General features: G+C 55.3%; 15 protein-coding genes and 1 other annotated feature. Of the genes, 6 read left to right on the top strand and 9 right to left on the bottom strand.

The window, feature by feature from the left end; all coding sequences use genetic code 11:
* Positions 1-183 precede the first annotated feature (183 nt).
* The 6 genes from htpG to EBA31_RS04440 form a co-directional block, all read right to left on the bottom strand.
* Positions 184-2,049 carry a molecular chaperone HtpG gene (htpG, locus tag EBA31_RS04465; protein ID WP_162302866.1) on the bottom strand — a complete coding sequence of 622 codons (1,866 nt, stop codon included), beginning with the start codon at positions 2,047-2,049 and terminating at the stop codon, positions 184-186.
* Positions 2,050-2,192: 143 nt separating this feature from the next.
* Positions 2,193-2,798 carry a recombination mediator RecR gene (gene recR, locus EBA31_RS04460; RefSeq protein ID WP_020825534.1) on the bottom strand — a complete coding sequence of 202 codons (606 nt, stop codon included), beginning with the start codon at positions 2,796-2,798 and terminating at the stop codon, positions 2,193-2,195.
* The gene (locus tag EBA31_RS04455; RefSeq protein WP_020825533.1) at positions 2,798-3,127 is read right to left on the bottom strand and encodes a YbaB/EbfC family nucleoid-associated protein; all 330 of its coding nucleotides are present in this window, start codon (positions 3,125-3,127) and stop codon (positions 2,798-2,800) included. The genes recR and EBA31_RS04455 overlap by 1 nt, the downstream gene beginning before the upstream one ends.
* Positions 3,128-3,168: 41 nt before the next feature.
* Positions 3,169-5,121 carry a DNA polymerase III subunit gamma/tau gene (gene dnaX / locus EBA31_RS04450; protein WP_046374335.1) on the bottom strand — a complete coding sequence of 651 codons (1,953 nt, stop codon included), beginning with the start codon at positions 5,119-5,121 and terminating at the stop codon, positions 3,169-3,171.
* Positions 3,772-3,836 (bottom strand) — a sequence feature (DnaX frameshifting element). (Overlaps the previous gene by 65 nt.)
* Positions 5,122-5,204: 83 nt before the next feature.
* The gene (apt, locus tag EBA31_RS04445; RefSeq protein ID WP_020825531.1) at positions 5,205-5,756 is read right to left on the bottom strand and encodes an adenine phosphoribosyltransferase; all 552 of its coding nucleotides are present in this window, start codon (positions 5,754-5,756) and stop codon (positions 5,205-5,207) included.
* A gap of 192 nt (positions 5,757-5,948) precedes the next feature.
* Entirely contained in the window at positions 5,949-6,329 is a 381-nt protein-coding gene (locus tag EBA31_RS04440) for a DUF454 family protein (RefSeq protein ID WP_020825530.1), read from the bottom strand.
* Positions 6,330-6,479: 150 nt separating this feature from the next.
* Between EBA31_RS04440 and priC the strand changes: the two genes are divergently transcribed.
* Both priC and rsmS read left to right on the top strand, forming a co-directional pair.
* Positions 6,480-7,016 (top strand): primosomal replication protein PriC, encoded by a 537-nt coding sequence (priC, locus tag EBA31_RS04435; RefSeq protein ID WP_020825529.1) that lies wholly within the window; start codon positions 6,480-6,482, stop codon positions 7,014-7,016.
* Between the two features lie 101 nt (positions 7,017-7,117).
* The gene (rsmS, locus tag EBA31_RS04430; RefSeq protein WP_020825528.1) at positions 7,118-7,297 is read left to right on the top strand and encodes a pleiotropic regulatory protein RsmS; all 180 of its coding nucleotides are present in this window, start codon (positions 7,118-7,120) and stop codon (positions 7,295-7,297) included.
* A gap of 37 nt (positions 7,298-7,334) precedes the next feature.
* Here the strand turns inward: rsmS and mscK are convergent, their stop codons facing one another.
* From mscK to acrR, 3 genes are all read right to left on the bottom strand, one after another.
* Positions 7,335-10,730, bottom strand: a complete 3,396-nt coding sequence (gene mscK / locus EBA31_RS04425; RefSeq protein ID WP_122077520.1) for a mechanosensitive channel MscK — start codon at positions 10,728-10,730, stop codon at positions 7,335-7,337.
* Between the two features lie 100 nt (positions 10,731-10,830).
* Positions 10,831-11,184 carry a DsrE/DsrF/TusD sulfur relay family protein gene (locus EBA31_RS04420; RefSeq protein WP_020825526.1) on the bottom strand — a complete coding sequence of 118 codons (354 nt, stop codon included), beginning with the start codon at positions 11,182-11,184 and terminating at the stop codon, positions 10,831-10,833.
* Positions 11,185-11,194: 10 nt separating this feature from the next.
* Positions 11,195-11,884, bottom strand: coding sequence for a multidrug efflux transporter transcriptional repressor AcrR (gene acrR / locus EBA31_RS04415; RefSeq protein ID WP_020825525.1), 690 nt, complete (start codon positions 11,882-11,884; stop codon positions 11,195-11,197).
* Positions 11,885-12,026: 142 nt separating this feature from the next.
* Between acrR and sdeX the strand changes: the two genes are divergently transcribed.
* From sdeX to ykgO, 4 genes are all read left to right on the top strand, one after another.
* Positions 12,027-13,214 carry a multidrug efflux RND transporter periplasmic adaptor subunit SdeX gene (gene sdeX, locus EBA31_RS04410; protein WP_122077518.1) on the top strand — a complete coding sequence of 396 codons (1,188 nt, stop codon included), beginning with the start codon at positions 12,027-12,029 and terminating at the stop codon, positions 13,212-13,214.
* Positions 13,215-13,231: 17 nt separating this feature from the next.
* Entirely contained in the window at positions 13,232-16,378 is a 3,147-nt protein-coding gene (gene sdeY / locus EBA31_RS04405) for a multidrug efflux RND transporter permease subunit SdeY (protein WP_044548724.1), read from the top strand.
* A 177-nt stretch (positions 16,379-16,555) separates the two neighbouring features.
* Positions 16,556-16,810 (top strand): type B 50S ribosomal protein L31, encoded by a 255-nt coding sequence (locus EBA31_RS04400; protein ID WP_020825521.1) that lies wholly within the window; start codon positions 16,556-16,558, stop codon positions 16,808-16,810.
* 12 nt (positions 16,811-16,822) lie between these two features.
* Positions 16,823-16,963 (top strand): type B 50S ribosomal protein L36, encoded by a 141-nt coding sequence (gene ykgO / locus EBA31_RS04395; RefSeq protein WP_012005563.1) that lies wholly within the window; start codon positions 16,823-16,825, stop codon positions 16,961-16,963.
* Positions 16,964-17,058: the final 95 nt, after the last annotated feature.

The raw sequence follows: 17,058 nt of genomic DNA, 5'->3' as shown, positions 1-17,058 counted from the left end.
TGTAGTTTTTATAAAATTGCGAAAACGCTCAACCATACCATTTCAGGGGGGCTGGCTCAAGGTACGCGAGGAAATCGATTGCGGCGCCAAAGGGAGGAAACAGAGAATAAAGCGCGGAAAATCGGCAGGAAAAACAAAAAAATACGCCCAAAATTCGCGGATTTTGGGCGTATATACTCGGAATTATGCGGACAACAGTTTATTCATACGACGGATAAACTGATTTGGATCCTCCAGGGTGCCGCGTTCAGCCAGCAGTGCCTGATCCAATAACAGATCAATCCATTCGGCGAATTGTTCGTTATCGCCCACATCGGATGCGCGTTTGACCAACGCATGCTCCGGATTCAGTTCGAAAATGTACTTCACCGCCGGCGCTTCCTGGCCCGCAGCGGCAAACAGCTTCGCCATCTGGGTGCTCATTTCGTCGGCATCGGTGATAACGATAGCCGGCGTGTCGGTCAGACGGTGCGTCAGACGCACGTCCTTCACGCGATCGCCCAGCAGGGTTTTCACACGGTCAACAAAGGGCTCCAGCTGCTTCTCGGCGGCCTTCTGCTCTTCGGTTTCGTCTGCCAGCTTGTCCAACGCGTCATCTGCCTTGCTGACGGATTGGAACGGCTTGCCGTCGAACTCGGTCAGGTAGCTCATCATCCATTCGTCGATGCGGTCGGAAAGCAGCAGCACTTCGATGCCTTTCTTGCGGAACAGTTCCAGGTGCGGGCTGCTCTTGGCGGCGGCATAGCTGTCGGCGGTGATGTAATAAATCTTCTCCTGCCCTTCTGCCATGCGGCCCACGTACTCTTCCAGCGAGACGGTTTGCGCCGAGCTGTCATTGTGGGTGGAAGCAAAGCGCAGCAGCTTGGCAATGGCTTCTTTGTTGCCACCATCTTCCGCCGGGCCCTCTTTCAACACCAGACCAAACTGCTGCCAGAACTTCTGGTAGCCTTCCGCATCGTCTTTAGCCAGTTTCTCCAGCATCTGCAACACACGCTTGGTCAGCGCACCGCGCAGGTTCTGGGTCACACGGCTGTCTTGCAGGATCTCACGCGAAACGTTCAGCGGCAGATCGTTGGAATCTATCAGGCCACGCACGAAACGCAGGTAGTTCGGCATGAACTGTTCAGCGTCGTCCATGATGAACACGCGCTGCACGTACAGCTTCAGCCCGTGCTTGTGATCGCGGTTCCACATGTCCCATGGCGCCTGGGCAGGAATGTACAGCAGGCTGGTGTATTCCTGCTTGCCTTCCACCCGGTTGTGGCTCCAGCTCAGCGGATCGGTAAAGTCGTGCGCGATGTGCTTGTAGAACTCTTTGTATTCTTCGTCGGTCACGTCAGCCTTGCTGCGGGTCCACAGGGCCTGCGCCTTGTTGATTTTTTCCCAGGTGACGGTGCCGTCTTCTTCGTTTTTGCTTTCAATCTCAACCGGCAGTGCAATGTGGTCGGAGTATTTGCCGATCACGGAACGCAGACGCCAGGCATCGAGATACTCATCTTCGCCTTCGCGCAGATGCAGGGTAATTTCGGTACCGCGATCTTCTTTGCTGATATCGGCAATGATGTAATCGCCTTCGCCGACAGATTCCCAGAACACGCCTTGATCGGCCGGAGCGCCCGCGGCACGAGTGCGCACGGTGACTTTATCCGCCACGATGAACGCGGAGTAGAAACCCACGCCGAACTGACCAATCAGCTGGCTGTCTTTGGCCTGATCGGAACCGATGGATTCCAGGAAGGCTTTGGTACCTGACTTGGCGATGGTACCCAGGTTTTCAATCACTTCCTCACGGCTCATGCCAATACCGTTGTCGGCAATGGTCAACGTACGCTGTTCTTTATCGAAGGAAAGGCGCACACGCAGCTCGCCGTCACCTTCATACAGCTCAGGCGTCGACAGTGCGCGGAAACGCAGCTTATCGGCGGCATCCGAGGCGTTGGAGATCAGCTCGCGCAGGAAAATTTCTTTATTGGAGTACAGCGAATGAATCATCAAATGAAGCAGTTGTTTTACTTCAGACTGGAAACCACGGGTTTCTTGACCTTTCATACTCATTGATTACCTCAAAGACAATAGCTACCAAAAGCGAACAATGAGGATTAAGTGGGGACAAGGGCGTTGTTTTTCAAGCGGCTGGCGGGAAATTTTTGCAGATAGCTGACGGGGCCAAATAGCCCCATCAGAGGAAAACATCAAAACTTGATAACGTGACGACCGGCCAATGAATGCGACAACGTGGTACCGTCGACCATTTCCAGTTCACCGCCCACCGGCACGCCGTGGGCTATGCGGCTGGCGACCACGCCATACTGGCCGCACATCTCGGCGATATAGTTGGCGGTTGCCTCACCTTCCACCGTCGGGTTGGTGGCCAGGATCACTTCAGTGATGCTTTCTTTTTCCAGCCGTTGCTCCAGCCGATCCAGACCGATATCACCGGGCCCAATGCCGTCCATCGGCGACAGATGGCCCATCAGCACAAAGTAACGTCCGGCGAACTGGCCGGTCTGCTCGATGGCGTGAATATCCGCCGGGCTTTCCACCACGCAGATCTGGCCGTTTTGCTGACGGCGCGGATTGGCGCAGATGGTGCAAACGTCCTGCTCGGTGAACGTACGGCAATCGGCACAGTGGCCGATCTCTGACATGGCGCGGGTCAGCGCCTGCGCCAGACGCATCCCACCGCTGCGATCGCGCTGCAACAGCTGGAACGCCATACGCTGCGCCGACTTCGGGCCAACGCCCGGCAGGCAGCGCAACGCCTCCATCAGTGTTTCAAGGAGCGGGCTGGTCTGCATTAGAACGGCATCTTAAAGCCAGGTGGCAGTTGCATGCCGCTGGATACAGACGCCATCTTCTCTTTCTGGGTTTCGTCGATACGGCGCGCAGCATCGTTAATCGCAGCGGCGATCAGATCTTCCAGCATGTCTTTGTCGTCTTCCATCAGACTCTGATCGATCTCCACACGACGGCAGTTGTGCGCACCGTTGATGGTGACTTTCACCAGACCGGCGCCAGATTCGCCAGTCACTTCCAATTTGGCGACTTCTTCCTGCATCTGCTGCATTTTTTCTTGCATTTGCTGGGCTTGCTTCATCAGGTTGCCCAGACCGCCTTTACCAAACATAGTCGTCTCTCGTCGCTAGGGCCGCGCACTTTACGCGGCGTTTAAATGGGGCGAATACTCTCTTCATCCAGGTCTGCGTCGAAGAACCGGCGCAGCGTTTGGATATTGGTATCCGCAACGATCGACTGGCGCGCCTGCGCCAGTTTTTCTTCATAAATGGCTTGGCGCCACTCCAGCGGAGTCCGCTCCGCCGGATTATCGTCTTCCACCACGGTCAGTTCAACCGGACTGCCGTACAGCTCGGTGAGTGCATCGGTCAACACCTTCTGCGCCGAAGGCGAGTTCAGATGGCGCTGCGACGACCGCAGATGGAGACAAATTTTACCTGGTTCCAGCACTTCTTTAACCGCGTTCAACGCCAGTTGCTGCACCAGTTTTGGAATTTTCAGCTTATCGATTTCTGCCGCCCAGGCATCGCGTTCCAGCGACTCCACCACCAGCTTGGCTGACAGTTCGGGCGTTTTTTCATGCTCAAGAGCCGTGCGCAGCGCTTTTGGCGTCGCCAGCGGTTCCGGCTCGGCCTCTGGCTCGGTCTGTGCACGCCAGCGATAAGCTTCCGGCTTGGCCGGTTTTTGCTGAACAAGTTTTTCCGCCTGGCGCTGCTGGCTGCGCTCAGTCACGGAAGCCAACCGCTCCAGTGCTGAGTTTGCCGGCCGCGCTTTTCCTGGCGCCGCCGGTTCACTCTTTTTTGGTGTGGATGCTCCCTGCCGCAACAGCTGGGTGCGCGCCTTTAATAATTGCGCGGTGGCATCCGGTAAATTAGCCTGCTGATTATTCTGTGGCGCAACCTGGCCTAACGGCGGTGGCGCGTCCTGAAACTGTGGTGGCTGAGCCACCTGCTGAGCCTGCGGTTGCGCCATCTGCGCCGGTGCGGTTTGCACCATCGCCACCGGCTCCGGGATCACCGCTTTCGGGTGAAACGCCAGCGCACGCAGCAGGGTCATCTCAACCCCCATACGGCGATCCGGGGCAAAGGCCAGCTCTTTACGGCCGACCAGCAGCGTTTGGTAATAAAGCTGTACGTCCGTCGGCGGCAAAGTACGCGCCAGCTCACGCAGCCGCTGTTCAATGGCAGCGTAATGATTGTCCAGTACCGATGGCAGTAACTGCACCATCGCGATCCGGTGTAGCAAGGCCAGCGTTTCGATCAGCAGGTTTTCCCAGTCAACACCGCGTGAAGCGGCTTGCGCGACCTGCGCCATCACCTTTTCGCCATCTGCGCTCACCAACGCTTCGAGGATTGCCAGCGGCTGTTCGTCGTCCAACGTACCGAGCATTTGGCTGACGGTGGTGGTGGTCACCTGCCCTTGCCCCATCGCGATAGCCTGGTCGGTGAGGCTCAACGCGTCACGCATACTGCCGTCGGCAGCACGTGCTATCAGCTGCAGCGCGCGCTGGTCGCTGGTGATTTGTTCTGCCTGCAGAACCGTTTCCAACTGGTTGCGGATCTGCTCGACATCCAGAGCCTTAAGATGAAATTGCAGGCAGCGCGACAGGATAGTGACCGGCAGCTTTTGCGGATCGGTCGTCGCCAGCAGGAATTTGACGTGAGAAGGCGGCTCTTCCAGCGTTTTCAACAGCGCATTGAAGCTGTGACGCGAGAGCATGTGCACTTCGTCAATCAGGTAAACCTTGAAGCGGCCGCGGGCGGGTGCGTACTGGACGTTATCCAGCAGATCGCGGGTATCTTCCACCTTGGTTCTGGACGCGGCGTCGATCTCGATCAGATCAACAAAGCGCCCCTGCTCAATCTCGCGGCAGTTGTCGCATTGACCGCACGGCGTGGCGGTGATGCCGGTTTCACAGTTCAGGCCTTTGGCCAGCAAGCGCGCAATGGTGGTTTTACCCACGCCGCGCGTGCCCGAGAACAGATAGGCGTGATGAATCCGCCCCAGCGAGAGGCCGTTAGCCAGCGCAGTCAGGACATGTTCCTGTCCGACAACATCTGCAAACGTTTGAGGGCGCCACTTACGGGCAAGAACCTGATAGCTCATTAATACCGGAAAAGTCGAGTAATCTGGAGGGTCATGCTAACACAGCCCCGCGGCGATCCGCGAGGCCGTTGTGGTAATGCAGATCAGTGGCCGGCGAAGTTGACCAGGCAGTAGCATTCAATACCCAAAGAGTTCAAACGCGCTTCACCGCCGAGATCCGGCAGGTTGATAATGAAAGCGGCGTCTTTAACCTCACCGCCCAGACGGCGGATCAGTTTTGCGGTGGCTTCGATGGTGCCACCGGTTGCCAGCAGATCGTCCACCACCAGCACTTTATCACCGGCACTGATGGCATCGGTGTGTATTTCCAGTTGGTCAGTACCGTATTCCAGCTCATAGCTTTCGCTGAGCGTCGCGCGCGGCAGCTTACCCGGTTTACGCACCGGAACAAAACCTACGCCCAGCGCCAATGCTACCGGTGCGCCAAACAGGAAACCACGCGCTTCGGTGCCAACCACTTTGGTCACGCCCGCTTCGCGAAAGCGCTCAACCAGCAATTCGATGCTGGCAGCATAAGCCAGCGGGTTTTCCAGCAGGCTGGTGACGTCACGGAACAGTATGCCCGGCTTAGGGTAATCCGGAATGGTTTTGATACTGTCTTTAATAAACTGAAGCTGCTGTGCAGTAGCGGTCATAATTATTGCCTGATAAAACTGCCTGATGACTTGCGCGCCGATCGTCTGGAACCCGATCCCGGCATAAACAGGGAATGGGAGGCCACCCGCGCACGAAAACGCCCAAATCTATGCAAACTGACGGACAAATGCAACTTTCCCCTGCATCTTTCAAAACGCAGCCTGAAAGCTATTGAATATCATAGGCCACAATCAGCGCTGTTTTTGTTGCGATAAGTCAACAACCGGCAAGCGCAACATGAAGGTCAGCAAAATAGCCAGCATCAGCAACAGCACTCCACGCACCCACCAGATTTTCACTAGCCACAACGAAAGTGCGAATGTCAGCACAATCACCACCACCGCCTTCCATTTAGCCCCTGGCGGTAAGGCGCGATGCTGCTGCCAATGGCGCAGATAAGGCCCGAACCAGGAGCGGTACAATAGCCAACTGTGGAAGCGTGGTGACGAACGGGCGAAGCACCAGGCGGCCAACAGCAGAAACGGCGTCGTCGGCAGCAGTGGTAATACCACGCCCAACGTCGCCAACACCACCGCCAACCAACCGAGGATAATCAATAACCAACGCGTCATGCGAGCCCTTGTCCATCAACCTGTCTGGCGTTACTTTATCACCGCCTTCCCCCGTGCCACCAGCCGCAACGGGCGGAATATATGCACGGCGCTTGTTTCACGACGCGATCGCGGGCAAGCTGAGCCCACTAACACCCCAATGGAGCCGACGTGAGCACCCAGCGTCTTTTAGAAGCGTTAGAACAACAAATCAAGGTATTGGCCAGCGAGATCACGCCCCGCGGCGACGCGCCGATCCCTCAGGCACGCTTCGATACTGCGCTGTTTTCTAACCGCGGTACACGGCTGCGCGATTATCTGGCCGAAGTGCAAAAGAACTTCGCCCAGTTGCAGACGGCGGCCAACGACAATCGCACCACTCAGGTGGCCTTTCTGGCTGAAAAGTTGCTGGCACAGCTCACCGCACTGCAACGCGAGCTGGCAACCCAGACGCTGCGCCGTAAGAATCAGCCCAAAGAGGTGGCAGCGGTCGATCTGTATCACAAGCTGGCCGAACATCAGGATTATGAACGTCGGATCATTGCAATGATTCAGGATCGGGAAAGCCTGCTGGGAAGGCAGACGACGCTGGCGGCACAGCAAAAGCTTCAACATGAACTGGCTGCGTTAGAAGGCCGACTGACGCGTTGCCGTCAAGCGCTGACGCGCATTGAGCGCAGTATTGAACGTAAAGAAAACGGTTTTTGAAGATTTATCACAATATTTTAATGATTATTCCCCCCAATCGGGCTTGTTCACTATACTCAGCCGAACGAAGTATCATTCATCTCAATTAAAACGTGGGTTTTATGTCTCTAGAAAATGCCTCACCAGAATTGCAACTGGCGGTAGATCTGATTTACCTGCTGGAATGCAATGAGATCGATCCCGCCACCGCGCTGGCGGCGCTGGATATTGTCAAACGTGACTACCAGGAAAAGCTGCAGCGCAACGGCGTTACCTCCCCATATCTGCCTGTCGGGCAGTGAAAAGGGTTCAGCCTGCGCTGAACCCAGGATCCTCGTGCTACTCCCCTACCGATGAGCCGTCCTTATCCGACGATAGCGTCCGTTTTACTTCCTGCACCTCGTTGCCCTGCTGATTGTGCAAATAGACCTCGAGCTGGTTGAAAGCAATGTTGATGTCGTTTTCGCGACACAGGCGTTCGATAGAGCGATTCAGTTCGTCAACGGTATAGCTGCGGTCGCGTAGCTCACGTACGTAAAGGCGCAGTTCATGATCCAGCGTGCTGGCACCGAAATTCAGGAAGAACACCTGCGGCTCCGGATCGCTCATCACGCGTGGGTTATCATGCGCCGCCTTGAGCAGCACCGCTTTCACCTTATCCAAATCGGAGCCGTAGGCCACCCCTACCTTGATTAAAACGCGGGTGATGGTGTCTGACAGCGACCAGTTGATCAGCCGTTCGGTCACAAATGCCTTATTCGGAATGATCACCTCTTTGCGGTCAAAGTCAGTGATGGTGGTGGCACGAATGCGGATTTTGCTGACCGAACCGGAGAAAGTGCCAATAGTAATGGTGTCGCCGATACGGATCGGCCGTTCGAACAGGATGATCAGGCCGGAAACAAAGTTGGCGAAAATCTCCTGCAGCCCGAAGCCCAACCCGACGGTCAAACCGGCGGCCAACCACTGCAATTTATCCCAGGAAACACCCAGCGAGCCCAGTGCAGTGACCGCGCCCACAGTGGTGATCAGGTAGGTGAGTATGGTGGTGACGGCGTAAGACGTCCCCTGCCGCAGTTGCAGCCGCGACAACACCACCACTTCCAGCAGACCGGGCAGGTTGCGCGTCATCACGTAAGCGACAATCACCGCCGCTATCGCTACCATCATGTTGCCCAGCGTCACCGCCTGCGCCACGCTGCTGCCGGCGACAGTGGTGGTGTAATGCCACAGCGTAATGCTGTCCAGGTACGAAATGACCGTCACCAAATCTGACCAAATGCCATACAGGGCGCTGGCGAAGATAATAAACAGCACCATGGTGGTCAGCCGCAGCGACTGCTGGTTGATCTGATCGAGCGCCAAAGGCGGCTCCTCAACCGGTTCAACCCCTTCAGCCCCCTCTTTCTCCTTGGCCAGGCTCTGACGACGAGCTATCGCGCGGCGGTAAGCCAGACGGCGCGCCGCGACGCTCAGCCCGCGAATGGCGGTCAGATAGACGATATTCCACAGGAAGAACAGATACAGGCTGTCGATCCAGCGGCCGGCTAACCGCAACGTGGTATAGAAATAGCCGGCGAACATCAGCCCCAGCAGGATCAGCGGCGTAGCGGCAATGGCGGTGACAATGATCAGCCGTACCGCGTGCGAGCCCTTTTCACGCCAGCTGTCGCGGCACAACGGAAACACCAGCACTGCCAGCAGTGCCAACGTCAACATCACCACCACCTGGCCGATAACGTCTTCCACCAACCGCAGTGGTGCTTTCTCGCCCAGCACCGACCAGAAAATCAGCGGTAACAGCGCCAGCCCAAGGCGCACCGTCTGACGACGATAATGCGCACAAAGCTCGGCGGCGAAGTTGAAATGCCGTTCGCAGATGCCGCCAGGTGCCAGCGTGCGGTAGGTAAAGCCGAATATCAGCCAGAACAGCGCCAACTGTTGCGACAACGCCCAGAGAAAGTCACTGAGACCGATTTCTACACGGTAACACCAGAAACCCACCCCCAACAGCAATGCCGAACCGGGCAGGACCTTCAGCAGAGTCAACACAATGGCCCTGGGGGTGTGCATCTGGCTATCACGCTTTAACTGCCCCACGTCATTGGCCAGTTTCTGCAAATGGGTGTCTATCAGCTTGTAACGCCAGCGCAACAGGCCGATCAGCAACAGCAGCGGGATCAGCATGACCAGTGAATTCAGTCCGCCCTGCAATATTTTGCCGAAGTCGACTTTGAAATCGAGCGCAGCCAGTTGATCTCTAACCGCCCCTGGCAAAGCTTTCAGCCACGCCAGATCGACCGGTTTGTTGCTGTTTACCCAGAAAATCTGCTGAGTCAGGGTATCGCGCAGCGAGCTGTTAACGCTGGTTAACTGCTGTTGGTTGATCTGCAGGCTGATCGATTGTGCCAACTGATTGCTGAGCTGTTTATTTAACTGATCCAACAGTTCACGGCGCATATCGACGATTTCATTCAGAGCATCCAGCACGTCGGCGCTGGCTTTTTCTTTGCTGTCGGCGACCAGTTTGTTGATGTAATCGTCCCCCTTGAACAGGTCGTCGCGCTGCTGGTTGATATCAAACTGTTCCAGGCGCAGATCGGCAATACGCGTGCCCATATCCGCCACCAACGTGCCCTGCGGCAGGCTTTGTTGCTGCTGATACAGAATGCGCGACAGCACCAGACTGCCTTTCAGCACCTGGATCTGCTCCTTGAGATTACGCTCCGCCTGCAGGCCGCGATCCAGCCAGTTCTTCACCCGAATATTCTGCTGGAACAGTACGTTGCTCTCTTCCGTGGCGGCAATCAGCCGCTGGCTGAGCTGGCGGTTAACGTCCAGCTCTTTGCTGACCAACTGGTCGTGCTGGATATCCGTAGCGTCTTCCGGATTCTGCGCCTCTTTGGCGGTTTTTTCCGACAGCGTCAGGCGCTTGCTGTTGACCACTTCTTGCAACAGTTGCACGTTGTGGTCGAGCGCATCGATATGCCCGGTCGTATAATCGCGCTGCTTCTGCAGCAAATCTTGCAGGGTAGTGTTGGCTTCCAGACTTTTGCGTTGCAGATCTATCTGCGCGTTGAGCAGCGTTTGCTCGGTGGCCAGCATCACCAGTTGGCTGTCACGCAACGAGTTTTGTCCCGGCGTCTGATCGTTGATCTGGTTACGAATTTCCTGCAGCCGCTGAGACGCGGTATACATGCTGCTCTGCACCCGTTCCGGTTGAGTCTGTAGCGAAACCAGCTGGCTGTTATAGGTGGACAGGTTTTCCTGCGCCGTCTGCAGGTCATCGAGCGTCTGGTAAAGCCGGGTTTCCAATTGGCGCAGGGAAAGCTGCAGCAGTTCGGCCCGGGCGGCCGCACTGTCGACCGGCGTTTTGAGCGCCGCCAGATCGTCGGTGACCTGGCGCAGTTTGCCCGGTGCCAGCTGCAGCTGTTGCTTAAGCTGCGCGCCATCCTGCCTGGTGCGATCGATGGCATCCAGCAGTTCTAGGGTTCGGGTAAGGTCTTGCTGCGTGAGTTTATTGATCGGCGTCAGCGTCTTTTGCTTATTCAGCGCATCAAGCTGGCTTTGTATTTCACTGCGTGACGGCACATCGCCATTGAGTGCCGCATAGGCTGCAGGTTGGCAAACCGCACAGAAAGCGATCAACAAAAACAGGGCGAAGGCGCGGGAGAACTCCACACCGAACAACGACACGAGCGGCAGAAAAAGGCGTTTGGCTAACCTGCGATGCATGATTTGGCTTCGAATCAATAAAGAAGCCTAAAGATTATCACGATCGCAGAGAGCCAAAGAATAAGAAAAGCGTTGCGGGTGATGTACAAATGTCGCGGGCTTAGAAGGTCAATACTTTCTCCGCCGCCAACGTCCACTGTGCCAGTTCCACCAGCGTTCCGATTTCCACCCCGTCCGCCAGCGGCAGCCGACTGACTCCGCGCGCATCGGCACAGGTTTTACACAATTTCACCGGCACCTGCTGCGCGGTAAGAATTTCCAGCATTTGCTGCAGGTGATAGCCTTCATGCGGCTGCTGCCCGGCAATGCCCGCGACCACCGCATCGGACATCAAAAACAGTTTCAGGTTGAGATCGCTCTGCTGCTCTTTCAGCGCAATCGCCAGACGCAGCGCGTTAAACAGCGATTCGTGACCATAAGCGGCGCCATTGGCGATCAAGACAACGGATGACATGGTATTTCTCCTATAAATGATGATGTTCTGCACTCAACGGTTGTGCCGCCAGCTCCCCCTCCTCCGGTTTTATTCGCAAGGTGGGGCTGAATTGGGCCATTTCGATAAATGAGTCGATCAACACCGCCGCCTCGGCTTTCAGATCAAAGCTTTCTGGCATAAAAAGCCAGTTTTCCATCAGGCCGGTAATGTAGGCGCGCAGAATGATAGAAGCGCGGCGGGTATGTAAATCAGCCGGCAGTTGGCCGTGGCGCATACTGTTGCGCAGCACGGACTCAATACGGTCGTAACCTTCCAGATAGAGGACTTTACGGGCATCTTGCAACGGGAGCATCTCACCGACAAATTCACACTTATGGAAAACGATCTCCATCAGGGCACGTCTGCGTGCGTCATCTACCGTAGCCGTCAGAATATAAATTAGAATTTCGCGTAAAATACGCAGTGGATTCTCAGGGTACTTTGCCTGATACTCTAGTTCGAGATCGCCTATTTTCGACTCTGATAACTCCCAAACTTCGTTAAACAGGTCTACCTTATTCTTGAAGTGCCAGTAAATTGCGCCACGCGTCACCCCAGCAGCGGTGGCTATATCGGTGAGGGACGTTGCAGAAACGCCACGTTCAGAGAATTCTCGCACCGCAGCGTCAAGAATGTGCTGTCGAGTTTCTTGCGCTTGCTGTTTGGTTTTTCGTGCCATGGCGTTGTTTTTTCGGGGAAGTGAGATTTACATACATTCGTGTATGTATGTACCATAGCACGCACTAATAATTAACGCAGCAATGGGTTTTAAAGCTTGTGATCCATTGATCATTTTGAAATCGGACACTTGAGGTTTTTCTATGAACAAAAACAGAGGGTTAACGCCTCTGGCGGCAGTTCTGATGCTTTCAGGCAGCTTAGTGCTAACAGGATGTAACGATAAAGAAACCCAACAGCAAGGCGCCCAGGCACCGGCTCCCGAAGTGGGTGTAGTGACATTGAAGGCAGAACCTCTCAACATCACCACCGATCTTCCTGGCCGCACCGCTGCGTATCGTATCGCCGAAGTTCGCCCTCAGGTTAGCGGCATTATCCTGAAACGTAACTTCGTAGAAGGCAGCGATATCAAGGCAGGTACTTCCCTGTATCAAATCGATCCTGCTACCTACCAGGCGGCCTATGACAGCGCTAAAGGCGATTTGGCGAAAGCCCAAGCCAGCGCGTCTATCGCACGCGTGACGGTCAACCGCTACAAACCATTGCTGGGTACCAACTACATCAGTAAGCAAGATTACGATAACGCCGTTTCTACTCTGCAGCAGGCTGACGCCGCTGTGGTCGCCGCAAAAGCGTCCGTTGAAACTGCCCGCATCAATCTGGCTTACACCAAGGTGACTTCGCCAATCTCCGGCCGCATCGGCAAATCTGCCGTGACCGAAGGGGCTCTGGTTACCAACGGCCAAGCCACTGCTCTGTCCACCGTGCAGCAGCTTGATCCGATGTACGTCGACGTGACTCAGTCGAGCAACGACTTCCTGCGTCTGAAGCAAGAACTGGCAAGCGGTGCGCTGAAGCAAGAGAACGGCAAAGCCAAAGTGAAACTGCTGCTGGAAAACGGCGCGCAATACGCTCAGGAAGGCACGCTGGAATTCTCTGACGTCACCGTTGATGAGACCACCGGTTCCATCACCATTCGTGCGGTCTTCCCTAACCCGAACGATACGCTGTTGCCGGGCATGTTCGTTCGCGCCCGTCTGGACGAAGGCGTGCGCAGCGACGCATTGCTGGTGCCGCAGCAGGGTGTGACGCGTAACCCCCGTGGCGATGCTACTGCACTGGTGGTAGGTGCTGACGACAAAGTTGAATTGCGTACGCTGAAGGCCGATCAGGCTATCGGCGACAAATGGCTGGTTACCGACGGTTTGAAAGCCGGCGACCGCGTGATTGTCACCGGCTTGATGAAAGTCCGTCCGGGCGCTCAGGTAAAAGTGCAGGAAGTTGACACTCAGGCGCAAAAGCAGCCGCAGTCTGAAGCGCAGAAGTCATAAAAAGGAGCCGGTAAGACATGGCTAAGTTCTTTATAGATCGCCCGATTTTCGCCTGGGTAATCGCCATCATCATCATGTTGGCGGGTGTGTTGTCAATAATGAAACTGCCGATTGCGCAGTATCCTACTATTGCACCACCGGCGGTCAGTATTTCCGCAAACTATCCAGGCGCGGATGCCAAAACGGTGCAAGATACCGTCACTCAGATTATCGAACAGAACATGAACGGTATCGATAATCTGATGTACATGTCTTCCACCAGCGATTCCTCTGGTAGCGTCACCATTACATTGACGTTTGAATCCGGTACCGACCCTGACATTGCGCAGGTTCAGGTCCAGAACAAACTGTCGTTAGCCACCCCGTTACTGCCGCAAGAAGTGCAGCAACAGGGTCTGAAAGTAGAAAAATCCAGCAGCAGCTTCCTGATGGTGGCCGGCTTCGTTTCCGACGATCCGAACATGACCCAGGATGACATTGCGGACTACGTAGCTTCCAACATCAAAGATCCTATCAGCCGTTCATCCGGCGTGGGTGAAGTGCAGCTGTTCGGTGCCCAGTACGCCATGCGTATCTGGCTGGATCCGAACAAACTGAATAATTTCCAGTTGACCACTTCGGATGTCACCTCATCCATTACCGAGCAAAACAACCAGATCGCCGCAGGGCAGCTGGGCGGTATGCCACCGGTACCGGGGCAACAGCTGAACGCCTCGATCATCGCGCAGACTCGCCTGACCTCTCCTGAAGAGTTCGGTAAAATTCTGCTGAAGGTGAATAGTGATGGTTCTCAGGTTCGCCTGAGCGATGTTGCGCACATTGAACGCGGTGCAGAAAGCTACGCGGTAACCGCACGTTACAACGGTAAACCGGCAGCAGGTTTGGGGATCAAACTCGCCACCGGCGCCAACGCCCTGAATACCGCTAAAGGCGTAAAAGATGCACTGACCAAAATGGAACCGTTCTTCCCGCAGGGGATGAAAGTGGTTTACCCATACGACACCACCCCGTTCGTTAAAATCTCCATCAACGAAGTTGTGAAAACGCTGATGGAAGCGATCTTGCTGGTGTTCCTGGTTATGTATCTGTTCCTGCAGAACTTCCGTGCGACGTTGATCCCAACTATCGCGGTACCGGTAGTATTGCTGGGGACCTTTGCGATCCTGGCGGCGTTCGGATTCTCGATCAACACCCTGACGATGTTCGGTATGGTGTTGGCGATAGGCTTGTTGGTGGATGACGCCATCGTGGTGGTGGAAAACGTCGAGCGTGTAATGTCCGAAGAGGGACTGTCGCCGAAAGAAGCCACCCGCAAATCGATGGGCCAAATCCAGGGTGCGTTGGTCGGTATCGCCATGGTGCTGTCAGCGGTATTCGTGCCAATGGCGTTCTTCGGTGGTTCAACCGGTGCCATCTATCGTCAGTTCTCGATCACCATCGTTTCCGCGATGGCCCTGTCGGTTCTGGTAGCGATGATCCTGACGCCGGCACTTTGCGCCACCATGCTCAAACCGGTTCCGAAAGGCGATCATGGGATTAAAACAGGCTTCTTCGGCTGGTTTAACCGCATGTTCGAAAAGAGCACCAACCACTACACCGACAGCGTAGCCAATATTCTGCGCAGTACCGGGCGTTATCTGGTGATCTACCTGCTGATCGTCGTTGGCATGGGCCTGTTGTTCCTGCGCCTGCCGTCCTCGTTCCTGCCGGAAGAAGACCAGGGCATCCTGTTGACCATGGTTCAGCTGCCGGCGGGTGCGACTGAAGCGCGTACCGCTAAAGTGCTGGAAGAAGTCACCGACTACTTCATGACCAAGGAAAAGGACAACGTGGTCTCGGTGTTTACCGTAGCGGGCTTCGGCTTCAACGGTAACGGCCAGAACAACGGTCTGTCATTCGTCAGCCTGAAAGACTGGTCCGAACGTTCCGGTGAGCAGAATAAAGTGCCTGCGATTGCCGGCCGCGCGATGGGTGCGTTCTCTCAGATTAAAGAAGGCCTGGTGTTCCCGTTCAACCTGCCGGCGATTATCGAACTCGGCACCGCGACAGGCTTCGACTTTGAACTGATCGATCAGGGCGGCTTAGGCCATGAAAAACTGACCGAAGCGCGTAACCAGTTGTTGGGTATGGCGGCCGAACATCCGGACCTGCTGGTGGGCATGCGTCCTAACGGCCTGGAAGATACGCCACAGTTCAAACTGATCATCGATCAGGAGAAAGCCAAGGCGCTGGGCGTGAGCATCACCACCATCAACAGTACGCTGACTACCGCACTGGGTGGCACCTACGTTAACGACTTCATCGACCGCGGTCGTGTGAAGAAGGTCTACGTTCAGGCTGATGCGCCATTCCGTATGCTGCCAGAAGATATCAATAAATGGTTTGTTCGTGGCGGCACCGGCCAGATGGTTCCTTTCTCCGCGTTCTCTACGGCGAAATGGGAATACGGTTCTCCGCGTCTGGAGCGTTATAACGGCCTGCCATCCATGGAAATTCTTGGACAAGCGGCACCGGGTAAGAGTACCGGTGAGGCGATGAACATGATGGAAGAGCTGGCGTCCAAACTGCCGAGCGGTATTGGTTACGATTGGACCGGTATGTCCTATCAGGAACGTCTGTCCGGTAACCAGGCGCCTGCGCTGTACGCCATTTCGATTCTGGTCGTATTCCTGTGTCTGGCAGCGCTGTATGAAAGCTGGTCGATTCCGTTCTCGGTCATGCTGGTACTGCCGCTAGGGGTTATCGGTGCTCTGCTGGCAGCAACCATGCGCGGCATGAACAACGACGTTTACTTCCAGGTGGGGCTGTTGACCACCATAGGTCTGTCGGCGAAGAACGCCATCCTGATAGTGGAATTCGCCAAGGATCTGATGGAGAAAGAGGGCAAGGGTCTGATCGAAGCGACGCTCGATGCGGTACGTATGCGTCTGCGTCCAATCCTGATGACCTCACTGGCCTTCATCCTCGGGGTACTGCCGTTGGTTATCAGTAACGGTGCAGGCTCCGGCGCACAGAACGCGGTAGGTACCGGCGTTATGGGCGGGATGATTACCGCCACCGTGCTGGCCCTGTTCTTTGTTCCGGTGTTCTTCGTGGTGGTTCGCCGCCGCTTCGGCAAGAAGTCTGAAGACATAGAACACAGCCATCCGGTCGAGCATCACTGATAACTCAGTGCTGTTTCCCTCCTGAAAAAAGGCCGCTTATGCGGCCTTTTTCTTTTGCTTCATCTGCTTAATGCAAATCACTCTCATTAATTTCGCTGCGGATGCATTTTGTACTTGATCCGCTCTGCCGTGCAGCGCATAATTATTGTTATAGTATAACATTACATGGGGTGCATCATGAAAGCAGGTATCCATCCAAATTATCGTACCGTGGTATTCCACGACCTGAGTGCCAATGCCTACTTTAAGGTGGGATCGACCATTAACACCGATCGCACTATTGAGTTGGACGGTGAAAACTGGCCGTATGTCACTATCGACGTCTCTTCCGCTTCGCATCCGTACTACACCGGCAAGCAGAAGGAGTTCTCCAAAGAGGGCAGCACTGCACGTTTCCAGCAGCGTTTTGGCCGTTTTCTTGGCAAGAAGTAAAAGGGAATCAACATGCAGGTTTTGAGTTCATTGCGTTCGGCGAAGAATCGCCATCCGGATTGCAAAGTCGTGCGCCGCAAAGGTCGCATCTATGTGATCTGTAAAACCAACCCGCGTTTTAAAGCGGTACAGGGACGTAAGAAAAAGCGTTAACTTCCGTAGTGTCATCTGTCGCAAAGCCCCGTTGCTGCTCAACGGGGCTTTTTTTATGGAGAAAGCCGAAGTGTCATCAGTGTCCCCGCCATCAT

Source organism: Serratia sp. P2ACOL2 (assembly GCF_003691565.1).
Classification (GTDB): Bacteria; Pseudomonadota; Gammaproteobacteria; order Enterobacterales; family Enterobacteriaceae; genus Serratia; species Serratia liquefaciens.
The sequence above is the reverse complement of the archived record's forward strand: the minus strand, read 5'-3'. Positions and strand labels throughout refer to the sequence as shown.